This is a genomic window from Catellatospora chokoriensis (genome assembly GCF_011297315.1).
In the GTDB taxonomy this organism is placed as follows: domain Bacteria; phylum Actinomycetota; class Actinomycetes; order Mycobacteriales; family Micromonosporaceae; genus Catellatospora; species Catellatospora citrea.
The window spans coordinates 156,945-182,536 of the sequence record NZ_JAAOTI010000017.1 but is presented as its reverse complement, the minus strand read 5'-3'; the positions used below and the strand labels follow the sequence as shown (position 1 = coordinate 182,536).

Here is a 25,592-nt window from a genome sequence, read left to right as displayed (position 1 = left end):
GTCGCCGTGGGCGGCGCGCGGGGCTGGTCGTGCGCCGGGGGCGTTCACGCGGGCACCGGGCGCAGGGAGGAGATCATGCAGGCGCGCAGCAGGTGGACGCGGGAGCGGGCCCGGTCGGCGGCGATGGCGCGGACCTCGTCCAGGTACGCGGTGCGCGCGGCGGGATCGGTCGCGGTGAGGCGCTGGTAGTTCTGGTGCGAGACGGTCTGCACGTACTCCAGGGCGATGCGCCGCCGCTGCGTGGTCGCCAGCCGGACCGCGCCGTCGCCGGTGACCAGCGCGCGGGCGTACGCGACCGCGTCGTGGATGCCCGAGTTCATGCCCAGCCCGCCGAGCGGGTTGTTGACGTGCGCGGCGTCCCCGGCCAGCAGGACCCGTCCGACCTGGAACCGCTCGGCCACCCGCTGGTGTACGCGGTAGATGCTGGCATGGGCGACCTGCCACGGCCGTCCGGGATCGGCGACCTGCCGCAGCCGCCCGTCGAGCCGGTCCAGCTCGTCACGGTCGGGCGTGCCGTCCGGCGTCGGCAGCAGCACCCGCCAGTGATCCGGCGTACGCAGCAGCACCGACCAGTCCACCGGGTCGAACACGTAGTTGACCTCGGCCAGGTCGTCGAGCAGGCTCGGTAGGTCCTCATCGGTCGACGCGACCAGGAAGCGCTCCGGGTAGGTGATACCCGCGAACTCCACGCCGAGCGAGCGGCGCACCGCCGAGTGGGCCCCGTCGGCGGCGATCAGCCAGCCGCCGCGCTCGATCCGGCCGTCGGCGGCCCGGACCACCACACCGTCGGCGACCTGGTCGACACCGGCCACCGGCCAGCCGAAGTGGATGACGCCCCCGGCGGCTTCGACCTCGGCCCGCAGGATCGGGGTGAGTTTCGACTGCTCGCACTGCACGCGGTACGGGTAGGGCGTGTCCCGGGCGAGCACGCTCAGGTCGAGCGTGGCGACGTGGCCCGCCCGGTCGCGGTAGGCGAACGTCGGCGCGATCAGCCCTCGGGCCAGCAGTGCGTCGACGACGCCCAGCTCGGCCAGCATCTCCAGGGTCGGCGGGTGGAACGTCGAGGCCCGTGACTCGGCGGCCAGCTCGTCGCCCGCCTCCAGCACGGTCACCGCGACGCCCTGCCGCGCCAACGCCAGCGCGGCGGTCAACCCGACCGGCCCCGCCCCGGCGACGACGATCCTGCTCATGCCCTCTCCTCCCGGCGTCCGGTCATGCGGCGCTGCGCGTCCGGCGAACAGCGCAGGGTGACGCCGCCTCGCCCTGTGTTGGCATAGGCGCTGGCCTATCACATCGAAAATCCGCGGCCCGGATTCGATGTGATAGGCCAGCGTCGATAAAAGTGGTCACCCGTAGCTCCTCGCGTCCAGTGCCAGCGCCTCGTCCTGGCCGACCAGCCCGGTGAACTCCGACCAGGCCAGCCGCGCCACGCTCGCCAGCCCGGTCGCGGCGATCTCCCGATACGCACGATCGGCGGCGTGCAGCGCCGCCAGCAGCGGCGCGACCGGATGCAACACCAGGCGCACCCCGACGGCGGCCAGCTCGGCATCACTCGCAGCGGCGGAGGTGTCCCCGGCCGCCTCGGACCGGTTGAGCACCAGCGGCACACCCGGCAGCGCGGCGTGGGCGCGACCCAGCTCGTCCAGGCCGGACACGCCCTCCAGGAAGACGGCGTCCGCGCCGGCCGCCGCGTAGGCCCGTCCACGGGCGATCGCATCGTCCAACCCGGTCACGGTGTACGCGTCGGTGCGCGCCACCACCACGATCCCGGTCCCGTCGGACACCACCGCCCGGATCTTGCGCGCGGCGGTGTCGGCGTCGGCCAGTTCCTTGCCCGCGAGGTGGCCGCAGCGCTTCGGCATCACCTGGTCCTCCAGGTGCAGCCCGGACACGCCCGCCGCCGCGTAGCGCCGGGCGGTCCACACGGCCTGCAGGGCGTCGCCGTAGCCGGTGTCGGCGTCAGCCAGCAGCGGCACGCCGCCGAGCGCGGGCGTGATCCGGGCGGCGCGTTCGGCGATGTGCGTGCCGTGCACGTAACCCAGGTCGGGCAGCCCCAGGTCGAGGGCGGCGCAGGCGGCCCCGGACAGGTGCGCGGCCCGGTGCCCGGCACGCACGGCCAGCGTCGCGGTGGGCGGGTCGTACACGCCGGGCAGGTGGGTGACGCCGCCTGCGGCGAGCAGGGCCCGCAGCGCCGCGGCGGTCACGGGCGGCCGTGCAGCGCGAAGCCGCCCTCGACGCCGACGACCCGCGGGTTGGTGAAGAAGCGCAGCGTCTCGGCCGTGCCCTCCTCCGAGTATCCGGACAGCCCCCACGCCGGGCGCGGGGTGAACAGGTGCAGGCTCATCACGCTGGACCCGTTGACCTTCACCTCGCCCGCCCGCAGCCGCCGCGCGACCGCGAGCGCGGCGTCCTCGTCGGTCCCGGACACGTAGGCCTCCAGCCCGTACGGCGTGCCGTTGGCCAGCGCCACGGCCTCGTCGACGGTGTCGTAGGTGTGCACTGCGGCGACCGGGCCGAAGATCTCGTGCGTGGTGTGCATCGGGTCGACGCCGGTGACCAGCGTCGGGCTGAGGTGGTTGCCGTGTCCGGGCACGGCGAGCGAGGTGTGCGCGGTGCCGCCGTGGCCGACGAGCGCGTCGCGGGCGGCGGCGACCCGGTCGCGGTGTCCGGAGTGGACCAGCGGACCGAAGTCGGTGTCCGGGTCGAGCGGTGCGCCGACCCGCAGCGCGGCCAGCCGGGACAGGGTCGCGTCGAGGATCTCGGCGGCCCGGCCGGCGGGCACGATCAGGCGGCCCAGCGCCCGGCACCACTGCCCGTTGAGCGTGGTGAGCAGGTCGGCGGCGGCGCGTGCGGTGTCCGCGGTGTCCGCGTCGGGCAGCACCAGCAGCGGGTTGTTGCCGCCCAGTTCCAGCTGCACGGGCTTGATGTCGTACGCGCAGGCCGCCGCGACGGCCCGGCCACCGGCGAGCCCGCCGGTGAACGACACGGCCCGCACGCGCGGGTCGCCCACCAGCCGCGCCCCGGTGCCCGCGTCGCCGTGCACGAGCTGGAACAGCCCACCGGGCAGTCCCGCCTCGGCCAGCGCCGCGTGCACGGCCCGCGCCAGCAGCTGCGTGCCGTACGGGGCGTACTCGCTGGGTTTGACGATGGTGGGGCAGCCCGCGGCGAGCGCGTTGGCGGCCTTGTGCGCGGCCATGGGTGCGGGTGCGTTCCACGGCACCAGGCAGGCCGCGGGTCCCCAGGGCAGCCGGTCGACGTGCGCGAGCCGGCCGTCCTCGCGCGGCATGGCGCTGCTCAGCCAGCCCTCGCGCAGCTGCATCGCGGCCAGCCGGAACGCGCCGCCGAGGATGACCGACAGCGGCATGGTCTGCGAGATCGGCACGCCGGTGGCGAACGACTCGACGGCGGCGATGTCGGCTCCGGCCGCCTCCACCCGGGTCGCGACCGCGTCGAGCACGTCGGCGCGCTCGGTCGCGGGCAGGCCGGACCAGGCACCCGACTCGTGCACCGCGGTCGCCGCGGCGACGGCCGCCTCGACCCGGGCGGGGTCGCTGCCCACCGCCGCGCCGACGGACTCGCCGGTCGCCGGATCCTGCAACGTGAAGCCGAGCGGGGCGGTGCAGGCCGCCCAGTCGCCGTCGACCAGGTCGGCGACGGCCTCGGGCCGGGCGCTCACTTGGGCACGCTCGCGAACAGGTCGTTCGCCCGATCAGCGGTGATCATGCCCGCCGCCTCCAGCCGCCCGCGCTCCGGCGGGAACGTCATGACCAGGCCCATCGACAGGTCGCGCAGGGCGCGGCCCATGGTGCCGTGCAGGGTCGCGCCGGAGGTGCCGGACGCCTTGAACGCGCCGACCGCGACCGCGAACGCGTTCTCGCAGATCGAGCCCTTGGCCAGCCGCCACTGCCGGTAGACCTCGTGCTTGCTCGCGATGGGCGGCTCGGACGTCTCCAGCAGCAGCTGGCGGCGCAGCCAGAGGTACGCCGTCTCCAGGTTCTCGGTCATGTCCCCGATGATCACCTGGTGCATGGGGGACTCGGCAATGGGCCGTCCGGTGTCGGCGAACGTCCTGCTGGTCAGCCGCTGCAGCGTCTCGTCGTAGACGCCCTGGGCGCAGCCGACGTACACGGCGGTGATGGCGAGCTGGTTGCCGACGAAGCTGCCCCGGCTGCACTGCAGCATCTTCACGAACGCGCCGGGCACGGTCAGCGCCTCGGTCGCGGGCACCCACACGTCGCGCAGGGTGATGCCGTGGTTGGCCGAGCCGCGCATGCCCAGCCCGTCCCAGGCCGGGCGGGAGGCGACGCCCTCGGCCTCGCGCGGCACCAGGAACAGGGCCAGCCCGGCGGCGGTGTCGGTGCCGTCGAGCCGGGCGGTGACCAGGTAGGTGTCGGCGACGCCGGTGGCGCAGCCGAACGACTTCTCGCCGGTGATCAGCCAGCCCGCGACGCCGTCGCGGGTCGCGGGACGGGCCGTGGTGGAGATGGCGATGTTGGCGCTGGCGCTCTTGACCGACTCGCTGGCGAAGTTGGCCAGCCACATCCCGCCGGCCATGCGGCGCAGCACCTGCTCGGCGAAGGCCCGCACCACCGGCACGTCGGCGTCGTCGAACAGCCCGGCCTCGATCGCCTCCAGCGGCAGCAGCCCGCGCGAGGCGCTGGTGTTGTGGAAGAAGAAGGCCAACGCGGTCGACGGGCAGGCGCTGCCCATCGCGAACGTGGCCGCGGCCAGGTCGCGCAGCCCGCCGCCGAGGCCGCCGTACACCTGCGGCACGACCAGGCCGAGCAGCCCGGCCTCGCGCAGCAGCGCGACGTGGCCGACCGGGAACTCCCCGGCCGCGTCGGCCTGCTCGGCCGCGGCGCGCAGCGCGGGCAGCACCGCCTCCACGCGGGCCGCGCGGTCGAGTTCGGCGTCGGTCATGTCGTCGACGAGGCGCTGGCCGATGAGCCGGTCTGCCATTTCGTGCACTCCCTTGTGGATGGTCAGGCGAGTTCTTCAGGGATGGAGGCCGGGTAGCGGCGCGCACGCCACGCCGAGCTGGCGGGCCAGCAGCAGCAGGTCCTGCGCGGGCAGGCCGCCGGAGCCGGGGTCGAGCACGGTGTCGAACCGGTGCACCCCGCTCTTCATCGCGACCAGCGCGTTCACCAGGCCGAGGCCGTGGTGGGCGAGCAGCCGCACGCGCACCGGCGCGGGCCGGGTACGCACCACGGCGTCCTGCAGCACCCGGCGCACCTGCAGCGGGGACGCCGGGCTGGTCTCGGCGCAGCCCAGCGTCACCCCCGGCAGCCCGGCCAGGGCGTCGATCGCGGCGAGCACGGCGGCCTCACGCGCGGGGGAGAAGGCATCGGTGACGTACGCCAGCACGGGCGCGTGCGCCGCGGCGGCGGCGACCTGCGCGACGTCGCCGGAGTCACGGACGAGCAGCGGGTGCGGCACGGTCGCGGCGGGGTCGTCGAGCACCGTCATGGTGATCTCCTCGGGCAGCGGGTCGGCCAGCTGGCCCCACGCGCGCGAGTGGAACAGCAGCGGCGCGGTGATCCGCGGCACCGCCGCGTCGACCACTCGCCCGACGAAGATGGTGTGGTCGCCGCCGGGGTACGCGTGCTCGACGGTGCAGTCGAGGCGGCCGGTCGCGTCGGCCAGCATGGGGCAGCCGGTGGGCCCGGTCAGCCAGTCGAGGCCGGCGAAGCGGTCCTCGCCCGGTCGCGCGCCCGCGAAACGCCGCCCGATCTCGGCCTGGTCCTTGCCGAGGAAGCTCAGCGCGAACACGCCCGCCCGCTCGACCATCAGCCGGGTGGGCAGATGATTGCCCAGGCAGACCGAGACCAGTGGCGGATCGAGGCTGACCGAGGAGAATGAGCTGGCGGTCATGCCGTGGGGGCGGCGGGCGCCGTCCGGCTCGGTCACCATGGTGGTGACCACGGCGACGCCGCTGGGCCACTGGCTCAGCACCGAACGCAGGTGTGCGCCGTCCACCGCCACCACCCTCCGTTTCGCATTAGGAAACGCTGTTGCCGTGAAGGTAACGACTCGGTCGCGCACCTGTCAACGCCCGTGCGGCCTCTGCGCGCGGAACGCGGCTGGATCTACACTGGCGACCGTCCGCGCTCTCAGGAGGACCCGTGCCCACTGCCGCTGCGAAGTCGACCGTCACCGCTGACGACGACAGCCAGTCCCGCTCCATCGCCGCCGTCGAGCGCGCCATGGACGTGCTGCTCTACTTCGGCCGCAGCGGACACCCGGACCTGGGCGTCACCGAGATCGCGACCGCGCTGGGGCTGACCAAGGCGGCGGTGCACCGCATCCTCACCGCGCTGCGCAGCCGCGACCTGATCACGGTCGACCCGGTGACGCGGCGATACGCCCTCGGCCACGCCGCGGTCTCGCTGGGCAGGGCCTACCTGGCCCGCACCGACCTGCGCGCGATGGCCGCGCCCGAGCTGCGCCAGCTCGCCGAGGCGACCGGCGAGACGGCGACGCTGTCGCTGCGCCGCGGCGACACCCGCCTCTACGTCGACCAGGTCGTGCCCGACCAGGAGCTGCGCATGGAGGTCACCCTCGGCATCCCGTACCCGCTGCACGCCGGCGGGTCGTCGAAGGCGTTCCTGGCCTTCCTGCCCGACAGCGACGTCGACGCCTACCTGGAACGGCACCCGCTGCAGCCGCTGACCGACAAGACCGTCACCGACCCGGCGAAGCTGCGCAAGGAGCTGGCCGTCATCCGCAAGCGCGGCTACGCGACCTCGCTCGGCGAGCGGCAGGCCGGGGCCGCGTCGATCGCCGCGCCGGTGTTCGACCACGACGGCCACGTGGTCGCCGTGCTCAGCGTCGCCGGTCCGGCCGCCCGCTTCAAGCCCGAGCAGTCCGGCAACGCGCAGGAGCTGATGGCCGCGGCCGCCCGGATCTCGGAGCAGCTGGGCTACGTGGCCTGACCGCGGCAGGGCGCCTGCCTGGGCGCCCCGTGCGGCATGGCGCTCGTCCGAAGCGCGGCTGTCCGTCAGGGCCGGCGGCGGCGGCCGCCCTGCGGTTCGTAGCGGCGGGTGCCGTCGTATCCGGTGTGCTCGTCGGCGGGCCACTGCCGGTCGACGGTGTCGGCGTCGGTGAAGTCCTTGCCCTTGCCCTTCACTGCGCGGTAGGTGAGCAGCGCGGCGACGAAGAAGATGCCCTGGGCCATGGTGTTCATGCCCTGCTGCACCCACTGGAAGGCGAGGGCGTCGCTGGCCGCGTGGCCGCGCAACGGGACCAGCACGATCACGGCCAGCACGCTGACCGGGAAGAGCCCGGCCGCAAGCGCGTTGCCGTGCTTCCAGGCGCGCACCGTGCCGAGCACGCTGATCCAGATCACGATCGCGGTGGCGAACACGAACGCGGGCTGCACCGAGCGGGCCTGCGCGGCGAGGGTCGCGACGCCCGTGCCGATCAGCAGCAGCGGCCAGCGCCACCACCGCAGCGAGCGGTGCAGCGACAGCGCCAGCAGCAGCCCGCCCGCGGCCAGCAGGGGGAAGAGCAGGTCGTCGAGCCAGTCGACGTCGATCGACCAGGCGGCGTGCAGCAGCTTCCAGGTGGACTTCGCCGCGCCGCCCGCACCCATCAGGACGGCGCCGATCCGGCCCAGCGCGGACGGGGCCAGCAGCAGGAACCCGGCGAACGCCAGCAGCGTGGGGGCGAAGTCCTCCACCGCCAGCGCCACGCTGAGCGCGGGGGGCTGCTCCTCGGCCGCCGACGCCAGGATCGGCAGCACATCCATGAACATGCGCGCGAGCCTATGTGCCTTCAGGGACAGTGTTCCAGCCTGCGAAACAGACAACATTCCGCCGGTCTACTTTGGATGTTTCCACCTTGCGTGGACGACTTCCCTGCGCAGTCGCTTGATCACTTCAGGTGATCAACATGATGTCGGAGTATCGAAAACCGGCGGTATCCAGCCCCGCCGTTCATAGCCTGGCGACACCATCCCGCTCCCCGGGACGACTCCCGCACGGAAGGTGTACCACCGTGAGACGTACCGCCATCGGCCTGGCCTGCGCCCTGCTCGCCGCGGCCGCCCTGACCGCCGTCGCCGCCCCGGCGACCGCCGCCACCTTCGCGCCCGCGAACGGGCGGCTGCTGTTCATCGGCCAGTCCACCCAGGCCTCCTGGAACGACTACACCTCGTTCGCGCAGCCGCCCGCCGGCGGCTCGGTCTACTACGAGGTCAAGTCGGGCACCTGGGTCAACAACGGCCACCGCGACCACGCCACCTGGCTCGCCCAGCAGGGCAAGATGATCCAGGTCGGCGTGAGCTGGAAGGACAACCCGCCCGGCTTCTCCGGCGGCGACGAGAACGCCAAGGCGGCCCGCTCCCGCGCGGTCACCCAGGAGATCGCGAACGGTCAGCACGCCGCGCAGTTCACCAACCTGATCAACTTCATGAACGCGTACCCGCAGGCGAAGTTCTTCCTGCGCCTGGACTACGAGGTGTCCAGCTTCTACCACTGCACCGACGCGAGCTGCGCGTCCTACCGCAACGCCTTCGCCCGGCTGCGGGGCCTCATCGACGCGGGCACCGCGCCCGACAACGTCACCTACGTGTTCCACCCGGTGCGCGGCGAGTACGAGCAGCTCTACCCGGGTGACGCGGTGACCGACTGGGTCGGTGTCTCGGTGTTCGCGCACGAGCTGTGCCTGCCGATCTACGACAACGGCTACCTGTACAACGGCACGCCGCCGCAGAACTACGACACGGCCGCGCTGCAGTGCCGCAACGCGTACCTCGGCAAGGACGGCAACGGCAACGACACCGCGATCTGGCGCAACTGGGACCACGACGGCAACGTGCTCAAGATGATGAAGTTCGCCAAGGACCACGGCAAACCGATGATCGTGTCGGAGTCCGGGATGATGAACTTCACCGACAACGGCGGCGACACGGCGGGCCTGGAGGCCGCGCGCGGCGAGACGTGGGTGCGGCGGCTGTTCAGCCTGATGGACTACGTCGGGCCGCTGCCCAACACCTCGGGCACGTACGACCTCAGCAATGTGATCAAAGCGGCGACCTACATCGACCTGGACTTCCGCTACGGCTGGGACGGCGTCGACGACGGCAGTTTCGACTTCCCGGTCAACTCGACCTGGTTCGTCGACGGCCGGCTGTCGCGATACACCGGTGCCAAGAACGCCTTCTGCGCGGGGCTGACCGACCGGGCCTTCACCACGACCTGCGGCGGCGGCGTCGCCGAGCGCACGTTCGTCAACGTCGGCGCCAACCGCTGCCTGGACGTGTCCGGCGGGCGCACCGCTGACGGCACCAAGGTGCAGCTGTGGGACTGCCTGAACAACCCGGCCCAGAAATGGCGGGTCGAGGCCGACGGCGCACTGGTCAACCCGAACTCCGGCAAGTGCCTGGACGTGGCCGGAGGCTCGACCGCCAACGGCGCGCTCGTGCGGCTGTGGACCTGCCTGGGCAACGGCGCGCAGCGCTGGACGGTCAACGCGAACGGCACCGTCGTCAACCCGCAGTCGGGCAAGTGCCTCGACGCCGACGGCTGGGGCACCGCCAACGGCACCCAGATGATCATCTGGGCCTGCGGCACCCCCGTGCAGTCCAACCAGAACTGGCGCTGACCCGTCAGCTGTGAAGATCGCCGTTTCGGGTCGAAACCTGTGGTCCAACCTCAGTTTCCGACCCGAAGCGGCGATCGTGCCCCGAGTCCCCGGCGGTCACAGCTCCGCGAACGGCTTCAGGATGCCGAGCGCGGCGGCGGCCAGCACGCTGCCCCAGATGCCCCACACGTACGGCAGGCAGCCGTCGATGGACCGCTTGAGCGCGCTCTCCACCTCGGGCGTGGAGCCCGTGGCCATCAGCGCGCCGAAGGCCGGGCCGAACGGGCGCAGGGTCAGCCGGATGCCCAGGCCGCAGCCGATGGCCGCGGTGTAGAGCAGCAGCTTCGCGCCCAGCCAGCGCGGATGGGTGTCGACCCCGAAAGGCCGGTCCGCGACCAGGGTGTAAACGGCGGTGACGCCCAGCGCCGCGATCAGGGTGAGCCGGATCGTCCAGTCGGCGCGGCGCACCCAGGGCCGGCGGCCGGGGTGGTGGTGGTCGATGATCGTCGCGGCCAGCCAGGCGGCGGCGAAAAGCCATACCGCGACGACCACCGGCCAGCCGAACGGGTTGACGCCGAACACCGTCGCGCCGTGCGGCTCCAGGGCCATCAGCGTGACGCCGCTGGGCAGGAACAGCACCAGGCAGATCTTCGGGCCGAGGTCGAGCCCGCCCATGATCTTCAGGGCCGTGGCGCGGGCGGCGGGGGTGAGGTCGGGCCGGAGGACGAACCGGCTCGACCAGAACACGCCCAGGTCGCCGCCGAGCCAGAAGACGAAGAGGATGACGTGGAGCAGAATCCACCAGCCGTGCGTATGCGGTCCCACCGCGTAATGGAAACACTGATTCGCTGTGAGAAACAAGCCCTTGACGGGCTGCTCAACGCGTGGCTAGCGTCGGCGCCATGGTCGGTCGTTATTTCGAGGACTTCACCGTGGGTGACGTCCACCAGCACCCGCTCGGCCGCACGATCAGCGAGGCCGACAACACCTGGTTCACCCTGCTCACGATGAACACCAACCAGAACCACTTCAACGAGCACTTCGCCAGCCGCGCCCCGTACGGGCGGCTCATCGTCAACTCGGGGCTGTCCGTGGCGATCGTACTGGGCCTGTCCGTCTCGGACATGAGCCAGAACGCCCTGATGAACCTCGGCTGGGACGGCATCCGGCTGACCCACCCGGTGTTCGTCGGCGACACGCTCTACGCCGAATCACTGGTCACCGCGCTGCGCGAGTCGGGCAGCCGCCCGTACGCGGGAATCGTCACCTGCCGCACCCGCGGCCTGAACTCCGACGGCGACGAGGTCATGTCGTGGACCCGCACCGTCATGGTCTACAAGCGCGACGCCCCGCACGACAAGGACCTCTTCCCGGTCGCGAAGACCGGCCCGATGACCGCATGATCCGCCTGGACTTCCAGCCCTGGGGCGAGAGCCTGGCCGAGCTGGCCGACGCGGCCCGTCGCGCCGAGGACGCCGGCGCGGGCGTGCTGTGGGCCCCGGAACTGCACCGCAGCGCCCCGGTGACCGCTGCCGCGCTGGCCGCCACGACCACCCGCGTCGGCGTCGGCACCGGCATCGCGCTCGCGTTCGCCCGCAGCCCCATGCTCACCGCGCTGTCCGCGCTCGACCTCGACGAGCTGTCCGGCGGCCGGTTCCGCCTCGGCCTGGGCACGGGCGTGCGCCGCCTGATCGGCGACTGGCACGGCATGCCGTTCGACCCGCCCGTGGCCCGGCTGCGCGACACCGTGGCGATCATCCGAGCCGTCGTGGCTGGCGCGTACACCGGGGAGCCGATCGAGCACACCGGCGAGGCGTCGATCGCGGTGCGCGGCTGGCGGCGGCCGTACCCGCCGGTCCGCGAGCGCATCCCGGTCTACCTGGCCGCGATGGGCCCGGCGATGACCGCCCTGGCCGGCGAGATCGGCGACGGCTGGCTGTCGCACGAGCTGTGCCCGCCCGGCCACCTGGCCGACACGATCCTGCCCGTGCTGCGCAAGGGCTCCGCCCGCAACCGGAACAGGGTGACGAGCGCCGGAACGGCGACGGGCGCCGGACAAGCGACGAACACCGGCCCGGTGACGGGCGCCGGAACAGCCGCGAGCGCCGCCACGGCGGTGTTGCCGGGCAGGACTCCGGAGGTCGTGGTGTCGGCCTGCTGCTCCGTCGACGCCGACCCGGTCGTGGCCCGGGACCGGGCGCGCGGAGTGGTCGGCTTCTACGCCAGCGTGCAGACCTACGCCGACCTCTTCGCCGAGTACGCCGACGAGCAAGCGGCCGTCGTCGCCGCGCGTCGCGAGGGCCGCGCCGCCGAAGCCCTCGCGGAGTTCGTGCCCGCGCCGATGGCGGCCGCGTACACCCTCAGCGGCACCCGTGACGACGTCGCCGCCGGGATCGCCCGGTACGACGGGCTGGCCGACGCCGTCAAGCTGTCGCCGCCGACGCACGGGCTCGCCCCGGCGCAGATCAGGGTCGCCCAGAACGCGATCATCGACCTCATCCGGGAGCTGGCGTGAGACCACTGGCCGACATCCGCGTGATCGCCGTCGAGCAGTACGGCGCGGGCCCGTTCGGCAGCCTGCACCTGGCCGACCTCGGCGCGGAGATCATCAAGATCGAGGACCCGTCGTCGGGCGGCGACGTCGGCCGCTACGTGCCGCCGTACACCGACGGCGAGGACTCCCTGTTCTTCGAGACCTTCAACCGGGGCAAGCGCTCGCTGTCGCTCGACCTGTCCACGGCCGCGGGGCGCGAGGTGTTCGAGGACCTGGTCGCCGAGTCCGACGCCGTCTACTCCAACCTGCGCGGCGACGTGCCCGCCCGGATGTGCCTGACCTACGCCGACCTCAAGCACCTCAACCCGCGCATCGTGTGCTGCTCGCTGACCGGCTTCGGGATGACCGGGCCGCGCGCCAGGCAGCCCGGCTACGACTACATCCTGCAGGGCCTGGCCGGCTGGATGTCGCTGACCGGCGAACCCGACGGCCCGCCCGCCAAGTCGGGGCTGTCCATGGTGGACTACTCCGGCGGCTTCGTCGCGGCGATGGCGCTGCTCGCGGGCGTGCACGCGGCCCGGCGCGACGACCGGGGCATGGACTGCGACCTGAGCCTGTTCGACACCGCCATCGGCCTGCTCACCTACCCGGCGACCTGGCACCTCAGCGCCGGGTTCGCCCCCGCGCGCACCCGGCACTCGGCGCACCCGTCGCTGGTGCCGTTCCAGGTGTTCGCGGCCGCCGACGGGTGGCTGGTGGTCGGCTGCGCCAAGGAGAAGTTCTGGCGGCGGCTGGCCGAGGTGCTGGAGCTGCCGGGCGACCCGCGCTTCGCCACGTTCGCGCAACGGCAGCAGCACCGCGACGAGCTGCTGGAGATCCTGGAGCGGGCGTTCGCGACCCGGACCGTGGCCGGCTGGCTCGCCGTGCTGGAGCCCGCCGGAGTGCCCTGCGGGCCGGTCAACGACGTGGCCGCCGCGCTGGCCGAGCCGCACACGCAGGCCCGCAACATGATCGTGCGGACCGAGCACCCGGCCTTCGGCACGGTCACCCAGGTCGCCTCGCCGGTGCGGGTCGGCGACGAGGCACCCGCCTACCGCCGCGCCCCGCGCCGCAACGAGGACTTCGGCTACGTGACCGACGACCTGCTCGGCTACAGCCCGGAGCAGGTCGCGCGGCTGCGCGCGGCAGGGGCCTTCGGTGCCTGACCTGATCGCCTGGGCGGCGGGCCTGACCTGGGCGGAGATCCCCGCGCCGGTCCGCGCCGCCGCGCGCTCGCGGCTCCTCGACGGGCTGGGCTGCCTGATCGCGGGCGTACGCCGAGCCGAAGCACCCGCCGCCGAGCAGGTCGCCCGCAGCCTCGGCGGCCCACCCGAGGCGACGCTGTTCGGCCACGTCGCCGCGCCGCACCCGCCGATCAGGATCGGTGCCGCCGCGGCCGCGTTCGGCAACGCGGTCGCGATGCACGCGCTGGACTTCGACGACACCCACGCCACCGGGCTCGTGCACGCGACCACGGTCACCGCGCCGGTGGCGCTGGCGCTGGCCGAGCAGACCGGGGCGAGCGGCGAGGACCTGCTGGCGGCGTACACGGCAGGTCTGGAGGTCGTGTGCCGGCTGGGCGCCGCGGCACCGCATGCGTTCCACGCCCGGGGTGTGCACGCGACCTCGGCCTGCGGCACGATCGCCGGGGCCGTGGTCGCCGCGCGGCTGCTCGGGCTGGACGCCGCGACCACCGCGCACGCCGCCGGAATCGCCGCCAGCGGTTCGTCCGGGCTGCTGGAGTTCCTGCACACCGGCGGCTCGACCAAGCAGCTGCACCCCGGCTTGGCGGCCCACGCGGCGATCGTCGCCGCCCGGCTGGCGGCAGCGGGCGCGACCGGCCCGGCGGGTTTCCTCGACGGCGCGAACGGGCTGTTCGCGGCGCTGGCGGGGCGTGCCCCGGACGCCGGGATGCTGCGCGGCGGGCTGGGTGAGCGCTGGGAGGCGGCGCGGATCACCGTGAAGCCCTATCCGGCCTGCCGGCTCAGCCACGCCGTCATCGACGCGGCCGCGCTGCTGCGCCGCGACGTGGACGTCTCGCAGATCACCGCCGTCGTCGTGCGGCTGCACCCCGACGCGCTGCCGATCGTCGGCGGGGCCGGGCTGCCGTCCACGCCGTACGCGGCGAAGTTCTCCGCGGCCTGGTGCGTGGCGGCGATGCTGCGCGACGGGGCGCTGCCGGTCGAGGTGTTCGACGACCCGTTCCGTCCCGACATCGTCGCGCTGGCCCGGCGGGTGGCGATCGAGCCGCTGCGCCAGGACGTGCCGACCGCCGCGGCGGACGCGCCGGGCCACGTCCGCGCGCAGCTGGCGCACGGCGGCGTGCGCGAGGTCGGCGTGCCCCGGTGCGGCGGCGGGGCCGACGACCCCGGACTGGACGAGCTGCTGGTGGCCAAGGCCCGCGCCAACCTGGGCGAGCGGGCCGACGCGGTGCTCGCGGCGCTGGCCGCGCTGCCCACCGCACCCGACGTGAAGGAGCTGGTGACGTGCCTGGCCTGACGATCCACCTGCCCGCGGTCGGCGGATACGCCCACGCGGCCGCCGCCCTGGCGGCGCACGAGCGGGAACCCTCCGACATCGTGCACGTCGTCGAGTACGTCACGGCGGCGGTCGATCCCGCCGCCGTCGCCGCGGGGCGGGACGTGCTGCTGGACGGCATGGTGGCCCCGGTGTCGACGATCCCGGTGCGCGGTTTCCCCGGCAGCGCCGACCCGTACCGCGTCGGGGTCACGGCGTACCCCGGCGGCGGCGTGCTGCGCGGCACGGACCGCGACGTGCTGCGCGTCGCCGACGGCGTGGTCTACCTGCCCAGCGTGTACACCACCGAGGGCGAGTTCGCCGAGCAGTACCGGGCCTGCCTGCTGCGGGTGCGCGAGCTGCTGTCCCCGCTGCGGCTCGGCCTGGACGCCCTGGTGCTCACCACCGACTACACCGCCACCGCCACTCGCGCGTCGTACCCGCGCTGCGGGCGGCCGCGCCGCGAGCTGCTCGGCGACGGCCCCGTGCACCCGGGCGCGGCCGGCATCCTGGTGGACGTGCCGCTCGCGCCCGGCGCGATGGTGGCGCTCGACGCGGTCGCCGCCACCGGCCCGCTGCACGCGGTGAACCCCGGCTGGGCCAGGTATGACACGCTCACCTACCAACCCGCGGCGGTCGCCGGGCGGCACGTGTTCGGGTCCGGGTTCGGCGCGCTCGACCCCGTCACGCAGACCGCCGTGCACGGGGGTGACCTGCTCGCCCAGGCCGCCTTCGTGTACGGCAACATCGCCGCGGTGTTCGGCGCGGCCGGTGGCGCGGAAACGGTGTCGCTGCTGGAGTACGTCACCCCGGACGCGGTCGCGGCCTACCCGCGCCTGGCCGAGCTGCGTGCCGACTACTTCCCGGGCGCGGTGGTGACCTCGGTGGTCTGCGACGCGCTGCTGCGCCCGGAGTTCCTGATCGAGGTCGTGCCGCGCGGCCTGCTGCCCGAGCGGGCAGCGGCATGAGCACGCGGGCGGCGAACGGCGAGGCGAGGTCGTGACCATGCTGAGCGAGCAGCTGCGGGCGCAGCTCGGACGCGAGGTGGTCTACACCGCGCCGGAGGAGATCGGTCGCGCCGCGATCCGGTACTTCGCCCAGGCGATCGGGGCCGTCGACCCGGCGTACACCAGCGGCGACGATCCCGAAGCGCCGCCGACGATGATCTGCGAGACGAACCAGTACGCCAACCTGCCGGCCGACGCCGACGGTTACCCCGGCCACGGCTGGCACCTCGACGTGCCCGGCGCGCGGCTGGTGCGCGGCGGCAACGCCTACGAGTTCCACCAGCCCGCCCGCGCGTCCGACGTGCTCACGGTGACCTGGCGGCTGGAGTCGATGACCGAGCGCGTCACCGGCGGCGGCACGCCGATGCTGGTGGTGCTGTCCACCGCGACCTACCGCAACCAGCGCGCCGAGCTGCTGGCCGTGAACGCCGAGACGCTGATCTACCTGGGCGGTGGCGCATGAGCGAGCATCGCGAGCGAGTCAGCGCGGTGGGCGAGCGGCTGCCGGAGCTACGGCGCACGATCACACTGCCCGACATGATCGCGTACGCGGGCGCGACCTGGGACTGGCACCGCCTGCACTACGACCCGGACCACCTCGCCGGGCGCGGCCTGACCCGGCCCGTCGTCGACGGGCAGCTGTTCGGCGCGCTGCTGGCCGAGCTGGTGCGCGGCTGGGCCGGACCCGGCGCCGTGCTGACCCGGCTGCACCTGCGCTTCGCCGCGCTGGTGTTCGCCGGCGAGACGGTCGTCGCCACCGGCGAGGTCGTCGAGGTCGACGGGGACACGGTGATCCTCACCCTGAAGGTCACCGTGGCCGACGACGGCCGCGTCGCCGTGCACCCGGCCGGCGCGACCGTGGTCCTGGTGGCACCGTGAGCGTCGCGATCGTCGGGGCGGCCGAGTGCGATCTAGGGCAGACCGGGCTGTCCACGCAGCACCTGCTGGCACAGGCGGTGGTCCGGGCACTCGACGACGCGGGGCTGCGGGTGTGCGACGTGGACGGCATCGCCACCACCGGGCACGGGCGCTTCCCCGCGACGCAGCTCGCCGACCAGCTGGGCCTGTGCCCGTCGTGGACGGACTCGACCGCCGCCGGGGGAGCCGTCTTCGAGATGTACGTCGCCCGCGCCGCCCAGGCCATCGCCGCCGGGCAGTGCACCGTCGCGGTGATCGCGTTCGCCTCGAACCAGCGCTCGGCCCGCGCCCGCCGCATCGGCGGCGTCTACGACCCGGCCACCCCGGAAGCGCAGTTCGAGCAGCCGTACCAGCCGCTGTGGCCGCTGTCCTACTACGCCATGACCGCGCAGCGCTACCTGCACACCTACCGGCTGGACCGGGCCGACCTGGCCCGCGTCGCGGTCGCCGCGCGTGAGCACGCGCTGCGTAATCCAGCAGCGTTCCGGCACGCCGCCGGGCCGCTGACCGTCGAGGAGGTGCTCGCCGCGCCGATGATCTCCAGCCCGCTGGGCGCGCTGGACTGCTGCCTGGTCACCGACGGCGGCGGCGCGATCGTGCTGACCTCCCTGGACCGCGCCCGCCACCTGGCGAAGACACCGGTGCGCGTGCTCGGCTACGGCGAGTCGGTCACCCACGCGGCGATGGCCACGCCGGACGATCTGCTCAGCACGGGCGCGGCCGCGTCCGGGGCGCGCGCGTTCGCCCGCGCGGCGGTGCGACCGGAGGAGATCGACGTCATCCAGCTCTACGACTCGTTCACCGTCAGCGTGCCGCTGGGCCTGGAGCAGCTCGGCTTCTGCCCGCCCGGCACGGGGGTGCACTGGGCGGGCGTGCCGGTGAACACCACCGGCGGCGGCCTGTCCTACTGCCATCCCGGTCAGCTGGGTGTGCTGCTGCTGGTCGAGGCGGTGCGCCAGCTGCGCGGCGAGTGCGGCGCACGCCAGGTCGACGGCGCGGCCACCGCGCTGGTCCACGGCACCGGCGGCATCGCGTCCAGCCACGCCACCGTCATCCTGGGGGTCCGGTGACCGAGATCCCCGAGGACGAGGTCACCGCGCCCTGGTGGGACGCCACGCGCGAGCGGCGGCTCACGGTGCAGCGCTGCGCCCGCTGCGGGCTGGCCCAGCTGCCGCCGCGCGTGCTGTGCACCGGTTGCGGCAGCCGCGCGTCACGGCTGGAGCCGGTGGACGGGCGGGGTGTCGTGGACTCGTACACCGTGATCCACCGTGCCGCCGACCCGGCGGCCGAGGCGCCCTACACCGTGGCCAGGGTGCGGCTGGCGGAAGGGCCGATCCTGCTCACCGCGCTGGTGGGCACACCTGAGCCGCGGTGCGACCTGCCCGTGACCCTGGCCTGGCGGCCACTGCCCGACGGGCGGGCGCTGCCCGTCTTCACCACCGAGGAGTGAACCCGTGGACTTCGAGCTCAACGACGAGCAGCGGCTGCTGCGCGAGACCATCCGCGCCTTCGCCGACCGCGAGATCCGTCCGGTGGCCCGGGAATGGGAGGCATCCGGCCGGTACCCGACGGAGATCGTCGCGACCATGCGCGAGCTGGGCCTGTTCGGCCTGACCGTGCCGGAGCAGTACGGCGGCCTCGGTGCCGACCTGGTCTCCTTCTCGATCGTCTTCGAGGAGATCGCCCGGGCGTGGATGGGCATCGCGGGCATCCTGGGCAGCCACTCGCTGTCCTGCTGGCTCATCGCCCGGCACGGCACCGCCGAGCAGAAGGACCGCTACTTGCCCGAACTCGCCACCGGAGCACGCCGCACCGGCATCGCGCTGACCGAACCCGACGCGGGCACCGACCTGCAGGGCATCCGCACCACGGCCCGCCGCGACGGCGACCACTACGTGCTGAACGGGCGCAAGACCTGGATCACCAACGCCCGGCATGCCGATCCGTTGCCGGTGCTGTGCAAGACCGACCCGTCCGCCGACCCCGCGCACCGGGGGATGTCGGTGCTGCTCGTCGAGGCCGGCACGCCCGGCTTCGAGGTGCTGCGCGACCTGCCGAAGCTCGGCTACAAGGGTCCCGAGTCGTGCGAGCTCGTGTTCGACGAGGTGCGGGTGCCCGCGACGGCACTGCTCGGCGGGGTCGAGGGACGGGGTATGCAGCAGGTGCTGTCCGGGTTGGAGATCGGGCGGATCAACGTCGCCGCGCGGGCGCTGGGCATCGCGCAGGAGGCCTACGACACCGCGCTGGCGTACGCGAACCAGCGGGAGGCGTTCGGGCAGAAGATCGGCGAGTTCCAGGCGATCCAGCTCAAGCTCGCGGACATGGCGATGAAGGTGCAGTCGTCGCGGCTGCTGGTGCACTGGGCCGCGTCGCGCGCCGACGCCGGACACCGCGTCGACCTGGAGGCGGGCATGGCCAAGGCGCACGCCTCCGAGGCGGCCGTCGACTGCGCCCTGCTGTCGATGCAGGTCCACGGCGGGTACGGGTACTCGCCCGAGTTCGGCGTCGAGCGCCTCTACCGCGACGCGCCGCTGATGATGATCGGCGAGGGGACGAACGACATCCAGCGCATCGTCATCGCCCGCGCGCTGCTGGCCGGCAAGGGCGCGATCGGATGAGGTCCTACCTGTACGTGCCCGGCGACAACCCGGTGAAGCTGGCCAAGGCGCTGACCGTCGGCGCGGACGCCCTCATCGTCGACCTGGAGGACGCCGTACCCCCGTCCGGGAAGGACGCCGCCCGCGCCGCGGTGGCCGACTTCCTGGCGGATGCGGCTGCTGCCGTGGACGGGGCGGCGCGGCCGCGGGTGTGGGTGCGGGTGAATCCGGGGGAGTTGGGGCACGCCGACGCGGCGGCGGTGGTCGGGCCGGGGCTGGCCGGGTTGTGTGTGGCGAAGACGGAGTCGGTGGCGCAGCTGTCCGCACTGGACGGTGTGCTGGCCGGGCTGGAGGCGGCGGCGGGGCTGGTGGTGGGCTCGACGAAGGTCGTGCCGCTGCTGGAGTCGGCGGCGGCGGTGCTGGCCGCCCCGGCGATCGCGCGCGGGCCACGGGTGGCGCGGTTGCAGCTGGGTGAGGCGGATCTGGCCGCTGACCTGGGCGTCACCCTCGGACCGGACGAGCGCGAGCTGCTCTGGGCCCGCTCGCAGGCCGTGCTGGCCGGCGCGGCGGCGGGCATCGCCCCGCCGGTCGCGCCGGTCTCGGTGAACTTCCGCGACCTCGACGCCCTGCGCGCTTCGACGGTCGCTCTCCAACGGCTGGGTTTCCGCGGCCGGGCCTGCATCCATCCGGCCCAGCTCCCGGTGGTGCACGAGGTCTTCACCCCGACGGAGCCGGAACTCGCCGCGGCCCGTGATCTGGTGGCCCGGCACGAGCAGGCGATGCGGGACGGCTCCGGCGTCTGCCTGGACGCCCACGGCCACCTGGTCGACGAGGCCGTGGTCCGCTCCGCCCGCCGCCTCCTCACCCAGGACTGACCCAGGCTCGCCCCAGCGGGCAAGATCGCTCGACTTGCCTGGCACCTGTGCGAATCACCGTTCAAGATATGCGCGGGTGCCAGGCAAGTCAGACGATCAAGGCACGGCGGTGGCGGCGTCGAGGTCGTGCAGGCCCTTGAAGGTGTCGGTCTGGATGGAGCCGTGCGGGACGCCTGCGTTGTGCAGGTGCTCGACCGCGCCGGAGATGAACGCGTCCGATCCGGCCACCAGGTATGCCGCGGGCGGCTCGACGTCGCCGACGGCGGCCAGGGTGTCGGCGAGCTCGGCTCGGCCGACCTGGTGGTACGCGATCGGCATGGCCGCGAACTCCGTGCCGAACAGGTAGTCCGCGCGCGCCGCGTGGACCAGCGCGACCGGGGTCTGCGGCTGGTGTACGCGCAGGTGGCGCAGGATCGAGCGGAACGGCGTCACGCCGATGCCGCCGCCGACGAGCACGAGCGGCCGGGTCGGGTCCTCGGGCAGCTTCAGATGGCCGCCGATGCCGAACACCTGCATCGCCGCACCCGGTGCCAGCGACCGGAAATGCTGTTGGAACGGCGACCCGGAGGCGTGGTCGAGGGTGAACCAGACCTCGTCGTCGCCGGGTGCGGAGGCGAACGAGATCTCCCGCACCGGCTTGGCGAACCGCCGCAGCAACTGCGGGAAGAACAGGTGCCCGTACTCGCCGGGCGCGAAGCTCAGGTCGCCCTGCGGGCGGAAGCGGTACGTCACCACGTCGCCGTACTCGTGGGTGCTGCCGATCAGGTGCAGTCGGGCCATGGGGCTGTCTCTCCTCGCTCGCTGTCGCACATCCTCGCCTGATCGCGCGGCCGCGTCCAGAACCGCCGGACCGATGCCCGCGGTGAAGCCATAGGAGTATCGAAAACCATCGACTCCGGAGGTGGGCCGCGGATAGCTTCTGGGCTCCCCACCCTTCGGAGAGGAGCCACGCCCATGGCTCTGCAACTGTCCCGCGGCCGGGCGGTCGCACCGCTCGCGGCCACCGCGCTGCTGCTCCTGGCGACGGTGCTCACCGGCTCGGCCACCGCCCGCCCCGCCGATCCGGCCCCGGAGTTCCGCGCGTTCGGCGCGGACGCCAGGCCGATCGCGCTGCCCGCCGACGACCCCGACCGCGGGCTGGTCCACCGGGGCCTGACCGCCGACACCGCCGGTCCGTGCGTCGGCGGCATGCGCGTCGTCGCGGTCACGCCGGTCATGTGCACGCACGGCCCCGACGCCCCGCCCGCGGGGCTGGCCGTGAACCGGCGCATCCCCGCCACGCAGGCCCTGTCCGCCCCGGCGGCGCTGGCCGTCTGCGAGGGCGACGGGGTGTCCGGCCGCCGCGTCGAGGTGCTCTACGTGCACGGCGCCACCAACCGGTACGACCAGTACCGGGAGACGTTCCGCACCCTCGCCGAGGGCATGGACGTGATCTACAACGAGAGCGCCCGGGAGACCGGCGGCGAGCGGCACATCCGCTTCGTCACCGAGAACGTCAACGGCGCGTGCCGGCCCGTGGTGCGCCGGGTGCAGGTCGCCCAGTCGGCCCTGGGCGAGTTCGGGGCCAGCGTCAACGCGGTGCGGGCGCAGGGCTACAGCCGCACCGACCGCAAGTACGTGATGCTGGTCGAGGCGAACGTGTACTGCGGCATCGGCGGCTTCGCCGGGGACACCCGCAAGACCGACGACAACCGGTCCAACTTCGGCCCGGAGTACGGCCGGTCCGACAACGGCTGCTGGACGGCCGCCGTGGCCAGCCACGAGCTGGGGCACAACCTGGGTGCGGTGAACAACAACGCCCCCAACGCCTCCGGCGGCGCGCACTGCACCGACGAGTGGGACGTGATGTGCTACTCCGACGAGCCGAACCACCCGCCGATGCGCTTCGTCTGCGGCGACCGGTCCCATGACGAGCGGCTGGACTGCCGGCACGACGACTACTACAGCACCAACCCGGCGGCCGGGTCGTACCTGGCGAACAACTTCAACGTCGCGGACAACCTGTTCCTGATCCGCGGCGGCGGCGCGCCCGCGCGGCCGATCGGGAACCCGGTGTCGGGCCGCTGCCTGGACGTGTCGGGCGGGCGGACCGAGGACGGCACGAAGACGCAGCTGTGGGACTGCCTGAACAACCCGGCGCAGCAGTGGCGGCAGGTCGGCAACACGCTGGTCAACCCGAACTCGGGCAAGTGCCTGGACGTGGCGGGCGCGAGCACCGCCGACGGGGCCGTGGTGCGGCTGTGGACCTGCCTGAACAACTCGGCGCAGCAGTGGGTCATGCAGGCGAACGGCAACATGGTCAACCCGGCGTCGGGCAAGTGCCTCGACGCCGACGCCTGGGGCACGGCCAACGGCACCACCACGATCCTGTGGGCGTGCGGCGCCGGTCCGCAGTCCAACCAGGTCTGGTTCTGGCGCTGAGCTCCCGTAGCCGACGTCGGGAAGGGCACCTTCTACATCGCGGAGCGATGGGACGGCGCCCTTCCCGGGTTCGGTCGAGGCGGTGCGGGGCGAATGTGGCTGTTTGGGGGTATTGGGCGGTCCGATGGGTTGACAATCGAGCGGGACGTCGACGTCGGCGGAGGGTGCACGGTGGACTTCATCCAGCAGTCGCTGATCGACCCGGTCAGCGCGTTCCTCTGGAACTACGTGCTGGTCTACCTGCTCATCGGCGCGGGCCTCTACTTCACCCTGCGGACCCGCGCCGTGCAGTTCCGGCTGTTCCCCAAGATGATCTCCGAGATGCGCGGGTCGCGCTCCGGCGAGGACACCGGGGTCTCGTCGTTCCAGGCGTTCTGCGTGGGCCTGGCGTCCCGGGTGGGCACCGGCAACATCGCCGGGGTGGCCATCGCGCTGACCCTCGGCGGGCCCGGCGCGATCTTCTGGATGTGGGTGGTCGGCCTGGTCGGCATGGCGACCGCGTTCGTGGAGGCGACGCTCGCGCAGGTGTTCAAGGTGCGCGGGCCCGACGGTGCGTTCCGCGGCGGCCCCGCCACCTACATCCAGCGCGGGCTGGGCTCGCGGACCTGGGGCAAGGTCTTCGCGGTGCTGCTGATCCTCACCTTCGGCATCGCGTTCAACATGGTGCAGGCCAACACGATCGCCGACGTGGTCAGCACCCTGCGCTCCAGCGACCGCCAGCTCGGGGTGGCGCTGGTGCTGGTGCTGGCGACCGCGCCCGTGCTGTTCGGCGGCATCCGGCGCATCGCGCGGGTCGCCGAATACGTGGTGCCGGTCATGGCGGCGGTCTACCTGCTGTTGGCCGCGCTGATCGTGCTGCTCAACCTCGGCGAGGTGCCGGGCATGCTCGCCACGATCGTGAAGTCGGCGTTCGGCCTGGACCCGGCCCTGGCCGGTGTCGCGGGCGGGATCAGCGCCGCGCTGCTCAACGGCGCCAAGCGCGGCCTGTTCTCCAACGAGGCCGGCATGGGCAGCGCCCCCAACGCGGCGGCCACCGCGACCACGACCCATCCCGCGCGGCAGGGCCTGATCCAGTCGCTGGGCGTCTTCGTCGACACCATCCTGATCTGCACCGCCACGGCCTTCATCGTGATGCTCGGCGGGGACGACGTGTACCGGCCGGGCCAGGCGACGGCGGACACCGGCGCGTCGCTGACCCAGGCGGCCGTCGCGGCCCAGCTCGGCGGTTGGAGCAACTGGCTGATGGCCGTGCTGGTCACCGTGTTCGCGTTCTCGTCGATCCTGGGCAACTCCTCGTACGCCCTGGTCAACCTCGACTTCCTGCGCGCGAGCCCGGCCGTGGAGACGGCGTTCCGGATCGTGGTGCTGGTGGCGGTCGCGATCGGCTCGGTGGTGGCGCTGGAGCCGGTATGGGCGCTCGCCGACGTCGCGATGGCGCTCATGGCGCTGGTGAACCTGACCGCGATCCTGCTGCTCGGCAAGTGGGCGTTCGGGATGCTCGACGACTTCGAGGCGGCCGCGCGCGGCGGCCGTGAGCCCGCCTTCACCGCGACCGGCAACCCGCACCTGCCCCGGCCGCTGGTCGGCGACGTCTGGCCCTAGGGCGGGCCGGTCAGCGGGGCCGCGTCAGCGCCAGCAGCTCGGCGGCCGGGCGAAGCGCGCGCGTGGCCGCCGACACCGCCGCGGCCTGCGCGGTGGACAGGCCGGCGGCGTTCAGGCGGAACTTGAGGTCCAGGTCGGCGCTGCTCAGCGGGTGACGCTCGCTGCCTCGCGACGAGTCGACCCGGTGTTCGAGCAGCCTGCCGCCGGTGGTGCGGACCCGCAGCACGGCCGCGAACGCGTTCGGGAACAGCTCGGTGGCGCGCTCGTCGGCCACGCAGGTCACCCGCGCCGCCAGCGCCAGCACGGCTTCGTCCAGCTCGCGGAAGTCGGCCGTGCCCACGCCGAGCCCGCCCCCGCCGAGCAGCGCCGCGGCGACCGTGTACGGCCCGGAGAACTTCCCGTGGTACGCCGTCTGCGGGCGGGCCTTGTCGGCGGCGGGCTCGGCGATGGTGCGCAGCACGGGCGCGGCCACCCCCAGCTCGATCGACGCCACGTCGGCGGCGCGCAGCCCGGCCGCCCGCAGCGCGAGCGCGCAGTCGATGCCCGGATGCGTGAAATGGTTGGTCGGGTAGGGCTTGTAGACGGTCCGGGACAGTTCCCACCGCTCGCCCAGGCCGCCGAGCAGGGCGTCGGCGTCGAAGACCCCCGAGGTGTACGCGGCGAAGAAGCCGAAACGCCCCTCCAGCACCGTCGGCGGCCCGGTGAGCCCGTCGGCGGCGAACACGGCGGCGCTGACCCCGGCGTGCGCGGCCCAGCCGCAGTGCGCCTTCTTGACCGTGCCACCGGTCCGGTTGGCCTCCAGCAGCCCCGCGCCCATGGACGCGGCGATGCCCATCGCGTGCCCGATCCCGGCCGCGTCCAGCCCGTACAGCAGCCCCGCGGCGGCGGCCCCGCCGATCGTGCCGCAGATCGAGGTGGCGTGCAGGCCGTGTTCGAAGAAGACGGAGTTGCGCAGCTCCCGGTCGTAGGCGGCCATGCCGAGCCGGTTGCAGATCTCTATCCCGGCGGCGACCGCGCGGACCAGCGCGGGACCGTCCGCACCGACGGCCTCGGCGGCGGCCAGCGCGGCAGGCACGATGCTCGCGCTCGGGTGCAGCACCGACGGCAGGTGCGTGTCGTCGAAGTCGAGCGCGTGCGCCATGACCCCGTTGACCAGCGCCGCGGCGGGCGCGGGCAGCCGGTCTCCCGCGCCGATCACGGTCGCCTCGGGCGTGCCGCCCCACCGGCGCACCGACGCGAGCACCGCCCGCACCGCCGGATCGTCCTGCGCGGCCAGCGCCAGCCCGAGGATGTCGAGGATGCGCCCCGGCACCCCGTCCGGGACCACGCCGTCCCGGCAGCCCACGGCGAATTCCGCGAGCCGGTGCACCGCCTTGTCCACGGCGACAGGCGACCCGGGACCGGAACCAGCAGCTCCGGAACCAGCAGCTCCGGAACCAGCAGCACCGGGAGCAGCGGCTCCGGGAGCAGGGGCACCGGGAGCAGGGGCACCGGGATCGGTGGCGCGGGAAGCGATGGCGGCCCCGATGGGGTCGGGTCC

At 73.5% G+C, this 25,592-nt stretch carries 24 protein-coding genes; 15 read left to right on the top strand and 9 right to left on the bottom strand.

Annotation, left to right across the window (positions count from 1 at the left end; all coding sequences use genetic code 11):
• Positions 1–44: 44 nt before the first annotated feature.
• The 5 genes from HAV39_RS25285 to HAV39_RS25265 all read right to left on the bottom strand — a co-directional run bounded on the left by HAV39_RS25285 (position 45) and on the right by HAV39_RS25265 (position 5,976).
• Positions 45–1,190 (bottom strand): FAD-dependent oxidoreductase, encoded by a 1,146-nt coding sequence (locus HAV39_RS25285; RefSeq protein WP_191841636.1) that lies wholly within the window; start codon positions 1,188–1,190, stop codon positions 45–47.
• Positions 1,191–1,346: 156 nt separating this feature from the next.
• Positions 1,347–2,204, bottom strand: a complete 858-nt coding sequence (locus HAV39_RS25280) for an isocitrate lyase/PEP mutase family protein (protein WP_191841635.1) — start codon at positions 2,202–2,204, stop codon at positions 1,347–1,349.
• Positions 2,201–3,676 carry an aldehyde dehydrogenase family protein gene (locus HAV39_RS25275; protein ID WP_191841634.1) on the bottom strand — a complete coding sequence of 492 codons (1,476 nt, stop codon included), beginning with the start codon at positions 3,674–3,676 and terminating at the stop codon, positions 2,201–2,203. Before HAV39_RS25275 ends, HAV39_RS25280 begins: the two co-directional genes overlap by 4 nt.
• A complete protein-coding gene (locus HAV39_RS25270) occupies positions 3,673–4,959 on the bottom strand; it encodes an acyl-CoA dehydrogenase family protein (RefSeq protein ID WP_191841633.1) in 1,287 nt (428 codons plus the stop codon). The genes HAV39_RS25275 and HAV39_RS25270 overlap by 4 nt, the downstream gene beginning before the upstream one ends.
• 36 nt (positions 4,960–4,995) lie before the next feature.
• Positions 4,996–5,976, bottom strand: coding sequence for a flavin reductase (locus HAV39_RS25265; protein ID WP_191841632.1), 981 nt, complete (start codon positions 5,974–5,976; stop codon positions 4,996–4,998).
• Positions 5,977–6,122: 146 nt separating this feature from the next.
• On the opposite strand from HAV39_RS25265, the gene HAV39_RS25260 reads away from it, so the two are divergent.
• Positions 6,123–6,932 (top strand): IclR family transcriptional regulator, encoded by an 810-nt coding sequence (locus HAV39_RS25260; RefSeq protein ID WP_239120938.1) that lies wholly within the window; start codon positions 6,123–6,125, stop codon positions 6,930–6,932.
• 65 nt (positions 6,933–6,997) lie between these two features.
• Here HAV39_RS25260 and HAV39_RS25255 read toward each other — a convergent pair whose 3' ends face one another.
• Complete coding sequence (locus HAV39_RS25255; RefSeq protein WP_191841631.1) at positions 6,998–7,753, bottom strand: hypothetical protein; 756 nt, start codon at positions 7,751–7,753, stop codon at positions 6,998–7,000.
• Between the two features lie 242 nt (positions 7,754–7,995).
• Here HAV39_RS25255 and HAV39_RS42830 point away from each other — a divergent pair, with 242 nt between their 5' ends.
• A complete protein-coding gene (locus tag HAV39_RS42830) occupies positions 7,996–9,603 on the top strand; it encodes an RICIN domain-containing protein (protein ID WP_244958863.1) in 1,608 nt (535 codons plus the stop codon).
• 96 nt (positions 9,604–9,699) lie between these two features.
• Here the strand turns inward: HAV39_RS42830 and HAV39_RS25245 are convergent, their stop codons facing one another.
• Positions 9,700–10,407 (bottom strand): hypothetical protein, encoded by a 708-nt coding sequence (locus HAV39_RS25245; RefSeq protein ID WP_191841630.1) that lies wholly within the window; start codon positions 10,405–10,407, stop codon positions 9,700–9,702.
• 77 nt (positions 10,408–10,484) lie between these two features.
• Between HAV39_RS25245 and HAV39_RS25240 the strand changes: the two genes are divergently transcribed.
• Genes HAV39_RS25240 through HAV39_RS25190 form a run of 11 tightly spaced genes read left to right on the top strand, consistent with a single transcriptional unit; the run spans position 10,485 to position 20,029 of the window.
• Positions 10,485–10,985 (top strand): MaoC family dehydratase, encoded by a 501-nt coding sequence (locus tag HAV39_RS25240; RefSeq protein WP_191841629.1) that lies wholly within the window; start codon positions 10,485–10,487, stop codon positions 10,983–10,985.
• Positions 10,982–12,097 carry an LLM class flavin-dependent oxidoreductase gene (locus HAV39_RS25235; protein WP_191841628.1) on the top strand — a complete coding sequence of 372 codons (1,116 nt, stop codon included), beginning with the start codon at positions 10,982–10,984 and terminating at the stop codon, positions 12,095–12,097. The genes HAV39_RS25240 and HAV39_RS25235 overlap by 4 nt, the downstream gene beginning before the upstream one ends.
• Positions 12,094–13,281 (top strand): CaiB/BaiF CoA transferase family protein, encoded by a 1,188-nt coding sequence (locus tag HAV39_RS25230; protein WP_191841627.1) that lies wholly within the window; start codon positions 12,094–12,096, stop codon positions 13,279–13,281. The genes HAV39_RS25235 and HAV39_RS25230 overlap by 4 nt, the downstream gene beginning before the upstream one ends.
• Complete coding sequence (locus tag HAV39_RS25225) at positions 13,274–14,614, top strand: MmgE/PrpD family protein (RefSeq protein ID WP_191841626.1); 1,341 nt, start codon at positions 13,274–13,276, stop codon at positions 14,612–14,614. The genes HAV39_RS25230 and HAV39_RS25225 overlap by 8 nt, the downstream gene beginning before the upstream one ends.
• A complete protein-coding gene (locus HAV39_RS25220) occupies positions 14,602–15,600 on the top strand; it encodes a RidA family protein (protein ID WP_239120932.1) in 999 nt (332 codons plus the stop codon). The genes HAV39_RS25225 and HAV39_RS25220 overlap by 13 nt, the downstream gene beginning before the upstream one ends.
• A 37-nt stretch (positions 15,601–15,637) precedes the next feature.
• A complete protein-coding gene (locus HAV39_RS25215; protein WP_203736658.1) occupies positions 15,638–16,102 on the top strand; it encodes an FAS1-like dehydratase domain-containing protein in 465 nt (154 codons plus the stop codon).
• On the top strand, positions 16,099–16,518 hold the full coding sequence (locus HAV39_RS25210) for a MaoC/PaaZ C-terminal domain-containing protein (protein ID WP_191841624.1): 420 nt from the start codon (positions 16,099–16,101) through the stop codon (positions 16,516–16,518). The genes HAV39_RS25215 and HAV39_RS25210 overlap by 4 nt, the downstream gene beginning before the upstream one ends.
• Positions 16,515–17,627 (top strand): thiolase C-terminal domain-containing protein, encoded by a 1,113-nt coding sequence (locus HAV39_RS25205; protein ID WP_191841623.1) that lies wholly within the window; start codon positions 16,515–16,517, stop codon positions 17,625–17,627. Before HAV39_RS25210 ends, HAV39_RS25205 begins: the two co-directional genes overlap by 4 nt.
• Positions 17,624–18,007 (top strand): Zn-ribbon domain-containing OB-fold protein, encoded by a 384-nt coding sequence (locus HAV39_RS25200; protein WP_191841622.1) that lies wholly within the window; start codon positions 17,624–17,626, stop codon positions 18,005–18,007. The genes HAV39_RS25205 and HAV39_RS25200 overlap by 4 nt, the downstream gene beginning before the upstream one ends.
• A gap of 4 nt (positions 18,008–18,011) precedes the next feature.
• Positions 18,012–19,175, top strand: a complete 1,164-nt coding sequence (locus HAV39_RS25195; RefSeq protein ID WP_191841621.1) for an acyl-CoA dehydrogenase family protein — start codon at positions 18,012–18,014, stop codon at positions 19,173–19,175.
• Entirely contained in the window at positions 19,172–20,029 is an 858-nt protein-coding gene (locus HAV39_RS25190) for an HpcH/HpaI aldolase/citrate lyase family protein (protein ID WP_191841620.1), read from the top strand. Before HAV39_RS25195 ends, HAV39_RS25190 begins: the two co-directional genes overlap by 4 nt.
• Before the next feature lie 96 nt (positions 20,030–20,125).
• On the opposite strand, the gene HAV39_RS25185 is transcribed toward HAV39_RS25190, so the two are convergent.
• Entirely contained in the window at positions 20,126–20,809 is a 684-nt protein-coding gene (locus HAV39_RS25185; protein WP_191841619.1) for an FAD-dependent oxidoreductase, read from the bottom strand.
• Positions 20,810–20,983: 174 nt separating this feature from the next.
• On the opposite strand from HAV39_RS25185, the gene HAV39_RS25180 reads away from it, so the two are divergent.
• Together HAV39_RS25180 and HAV39_RS25175 are read left to right on the top strand one after the other, a co-directional pair.
• Complete coding sequence (locus HAV39_RS25180) at positions 20,984–22,450, top strand: RICIN domain-containing protein (RefSeq protein ID WP_191841618.1); 1,467 nt, start codon at positions 20,984–20,986, stop codon at positions 22,448–22,450.
• Positions 22,451–22,579: 129 nt separating this feature from the next.
• Positions 22,580–24,052 carry an alanine/glycine:cation symporter family protein gene (locus HAV39_RS25175; RefSeq protein ID WP_203736657.1) on the top strand — a complete coding sequence of 491 codons (1,473 nt, stop codon included), beginning with the start codon at positions 22,580–22,582 and terminating at the stop codon, positions 24,050–24,052.
• A gap of 10 nt (positions 24,053–24,062) precedes the next feature.
• On the opposite strand, the gene HAV39_RS25170 is transcribed toward HAV39_RS25175, so the two are convergent.
• Positions 24,063–25,433 carry an MmgE/PrpD family protein gene (locus HAV39_RS25170; protein ID WP_239120931.1) on the bottom strand — a complete coding sequence of 457 codons (1,371 nt, stop codon included), beginning with the start codon at positions 25,431–25,433 and terminating at the stop codon, positions 24,063–24,065.
• Positions 25,434–25,592: the final 159 nt, after the last annotated feature.

What these genes read in the sequence shown, in the direction of transcription:
- HAV39_RS25240 (WP_191841629.1), top strand. Translation starts at nt 10,485, where the DNA reads ATGGTCGGTCGTTATTTCGAGGACTTCACCGTGGGTGACGTCCACCAG.
- HAV39_RS25285 (WP_191841636.1), bottom strand. Translation starts at nt 1,190, where the DNA reads ATGAGCAGGATCGTCGTCGCCGGGGCGGGGCCGGTCGGGTTGACCGCC.
- HAV39_RS25255 (WP_191841631.1), bottom strand. Translation starts at nt 7,753, where the DNA reads ATGTTCATGGATGTGCTGCCGATCCTGGCGTCGGCGGCCGAGGAGCAG.
- HAV39_RS25235 (WP_191841628.1), top strand. Translation starts at nt 10,982, where the DNA reads ATGATCCGCCTGGACTTCCAGCCCTGGGGCGAGAGCCTGGCCGAGCTG.
- HAV39_RS25185 (WP_191841619.1), bottom strand. Translation starts at nt 20,809, where the DNA reads ATGGCCCGACTGCACCTGATCGGCAGCACCCACGAGTACGGCGACGTG.
- HAV39_RS25190 (WP_191841620.1), top strand. Translation starts at nt 19,172, where the DNA reads ATGAGGTCCTACCTGTACGTGCCCGGCGACAACCCGGTGAAGCTGGCC.
- HAV39_RS25215 (WP_203736658.1), top strand. Translation starts at nt 15,638, where the DNA reads ATGCTGAGCGAGCAGCTGCGGGCGCAGCTCGGACGCGAGGTGGTCTAC.
- HAV39_RS25270 (WP_191841633.1), bottom strand. Translation starts at nt 4,959, where the DNA reads ATGGCAGACCGGCTCATCGGCCAGCGCCTCGTCGACGACATGACCGAC.
- HAV39_RS25210 (WP_191841624.1), top strand. Translation starts at nt 16,099, where the DNA reads ATGAGCGAGCATCGCGAGCGAGTCAGCGCGGTGGGCGAGCGGCTGCCG.
- HAV39_RS25180 (WP_191841618.1), top strand. Translation starts at nt 20,984, where the DNA reads ATGGCTCTGCAACTGTCCCGCGGCCGGGCGGTCGCACCGCTCGCGGCC.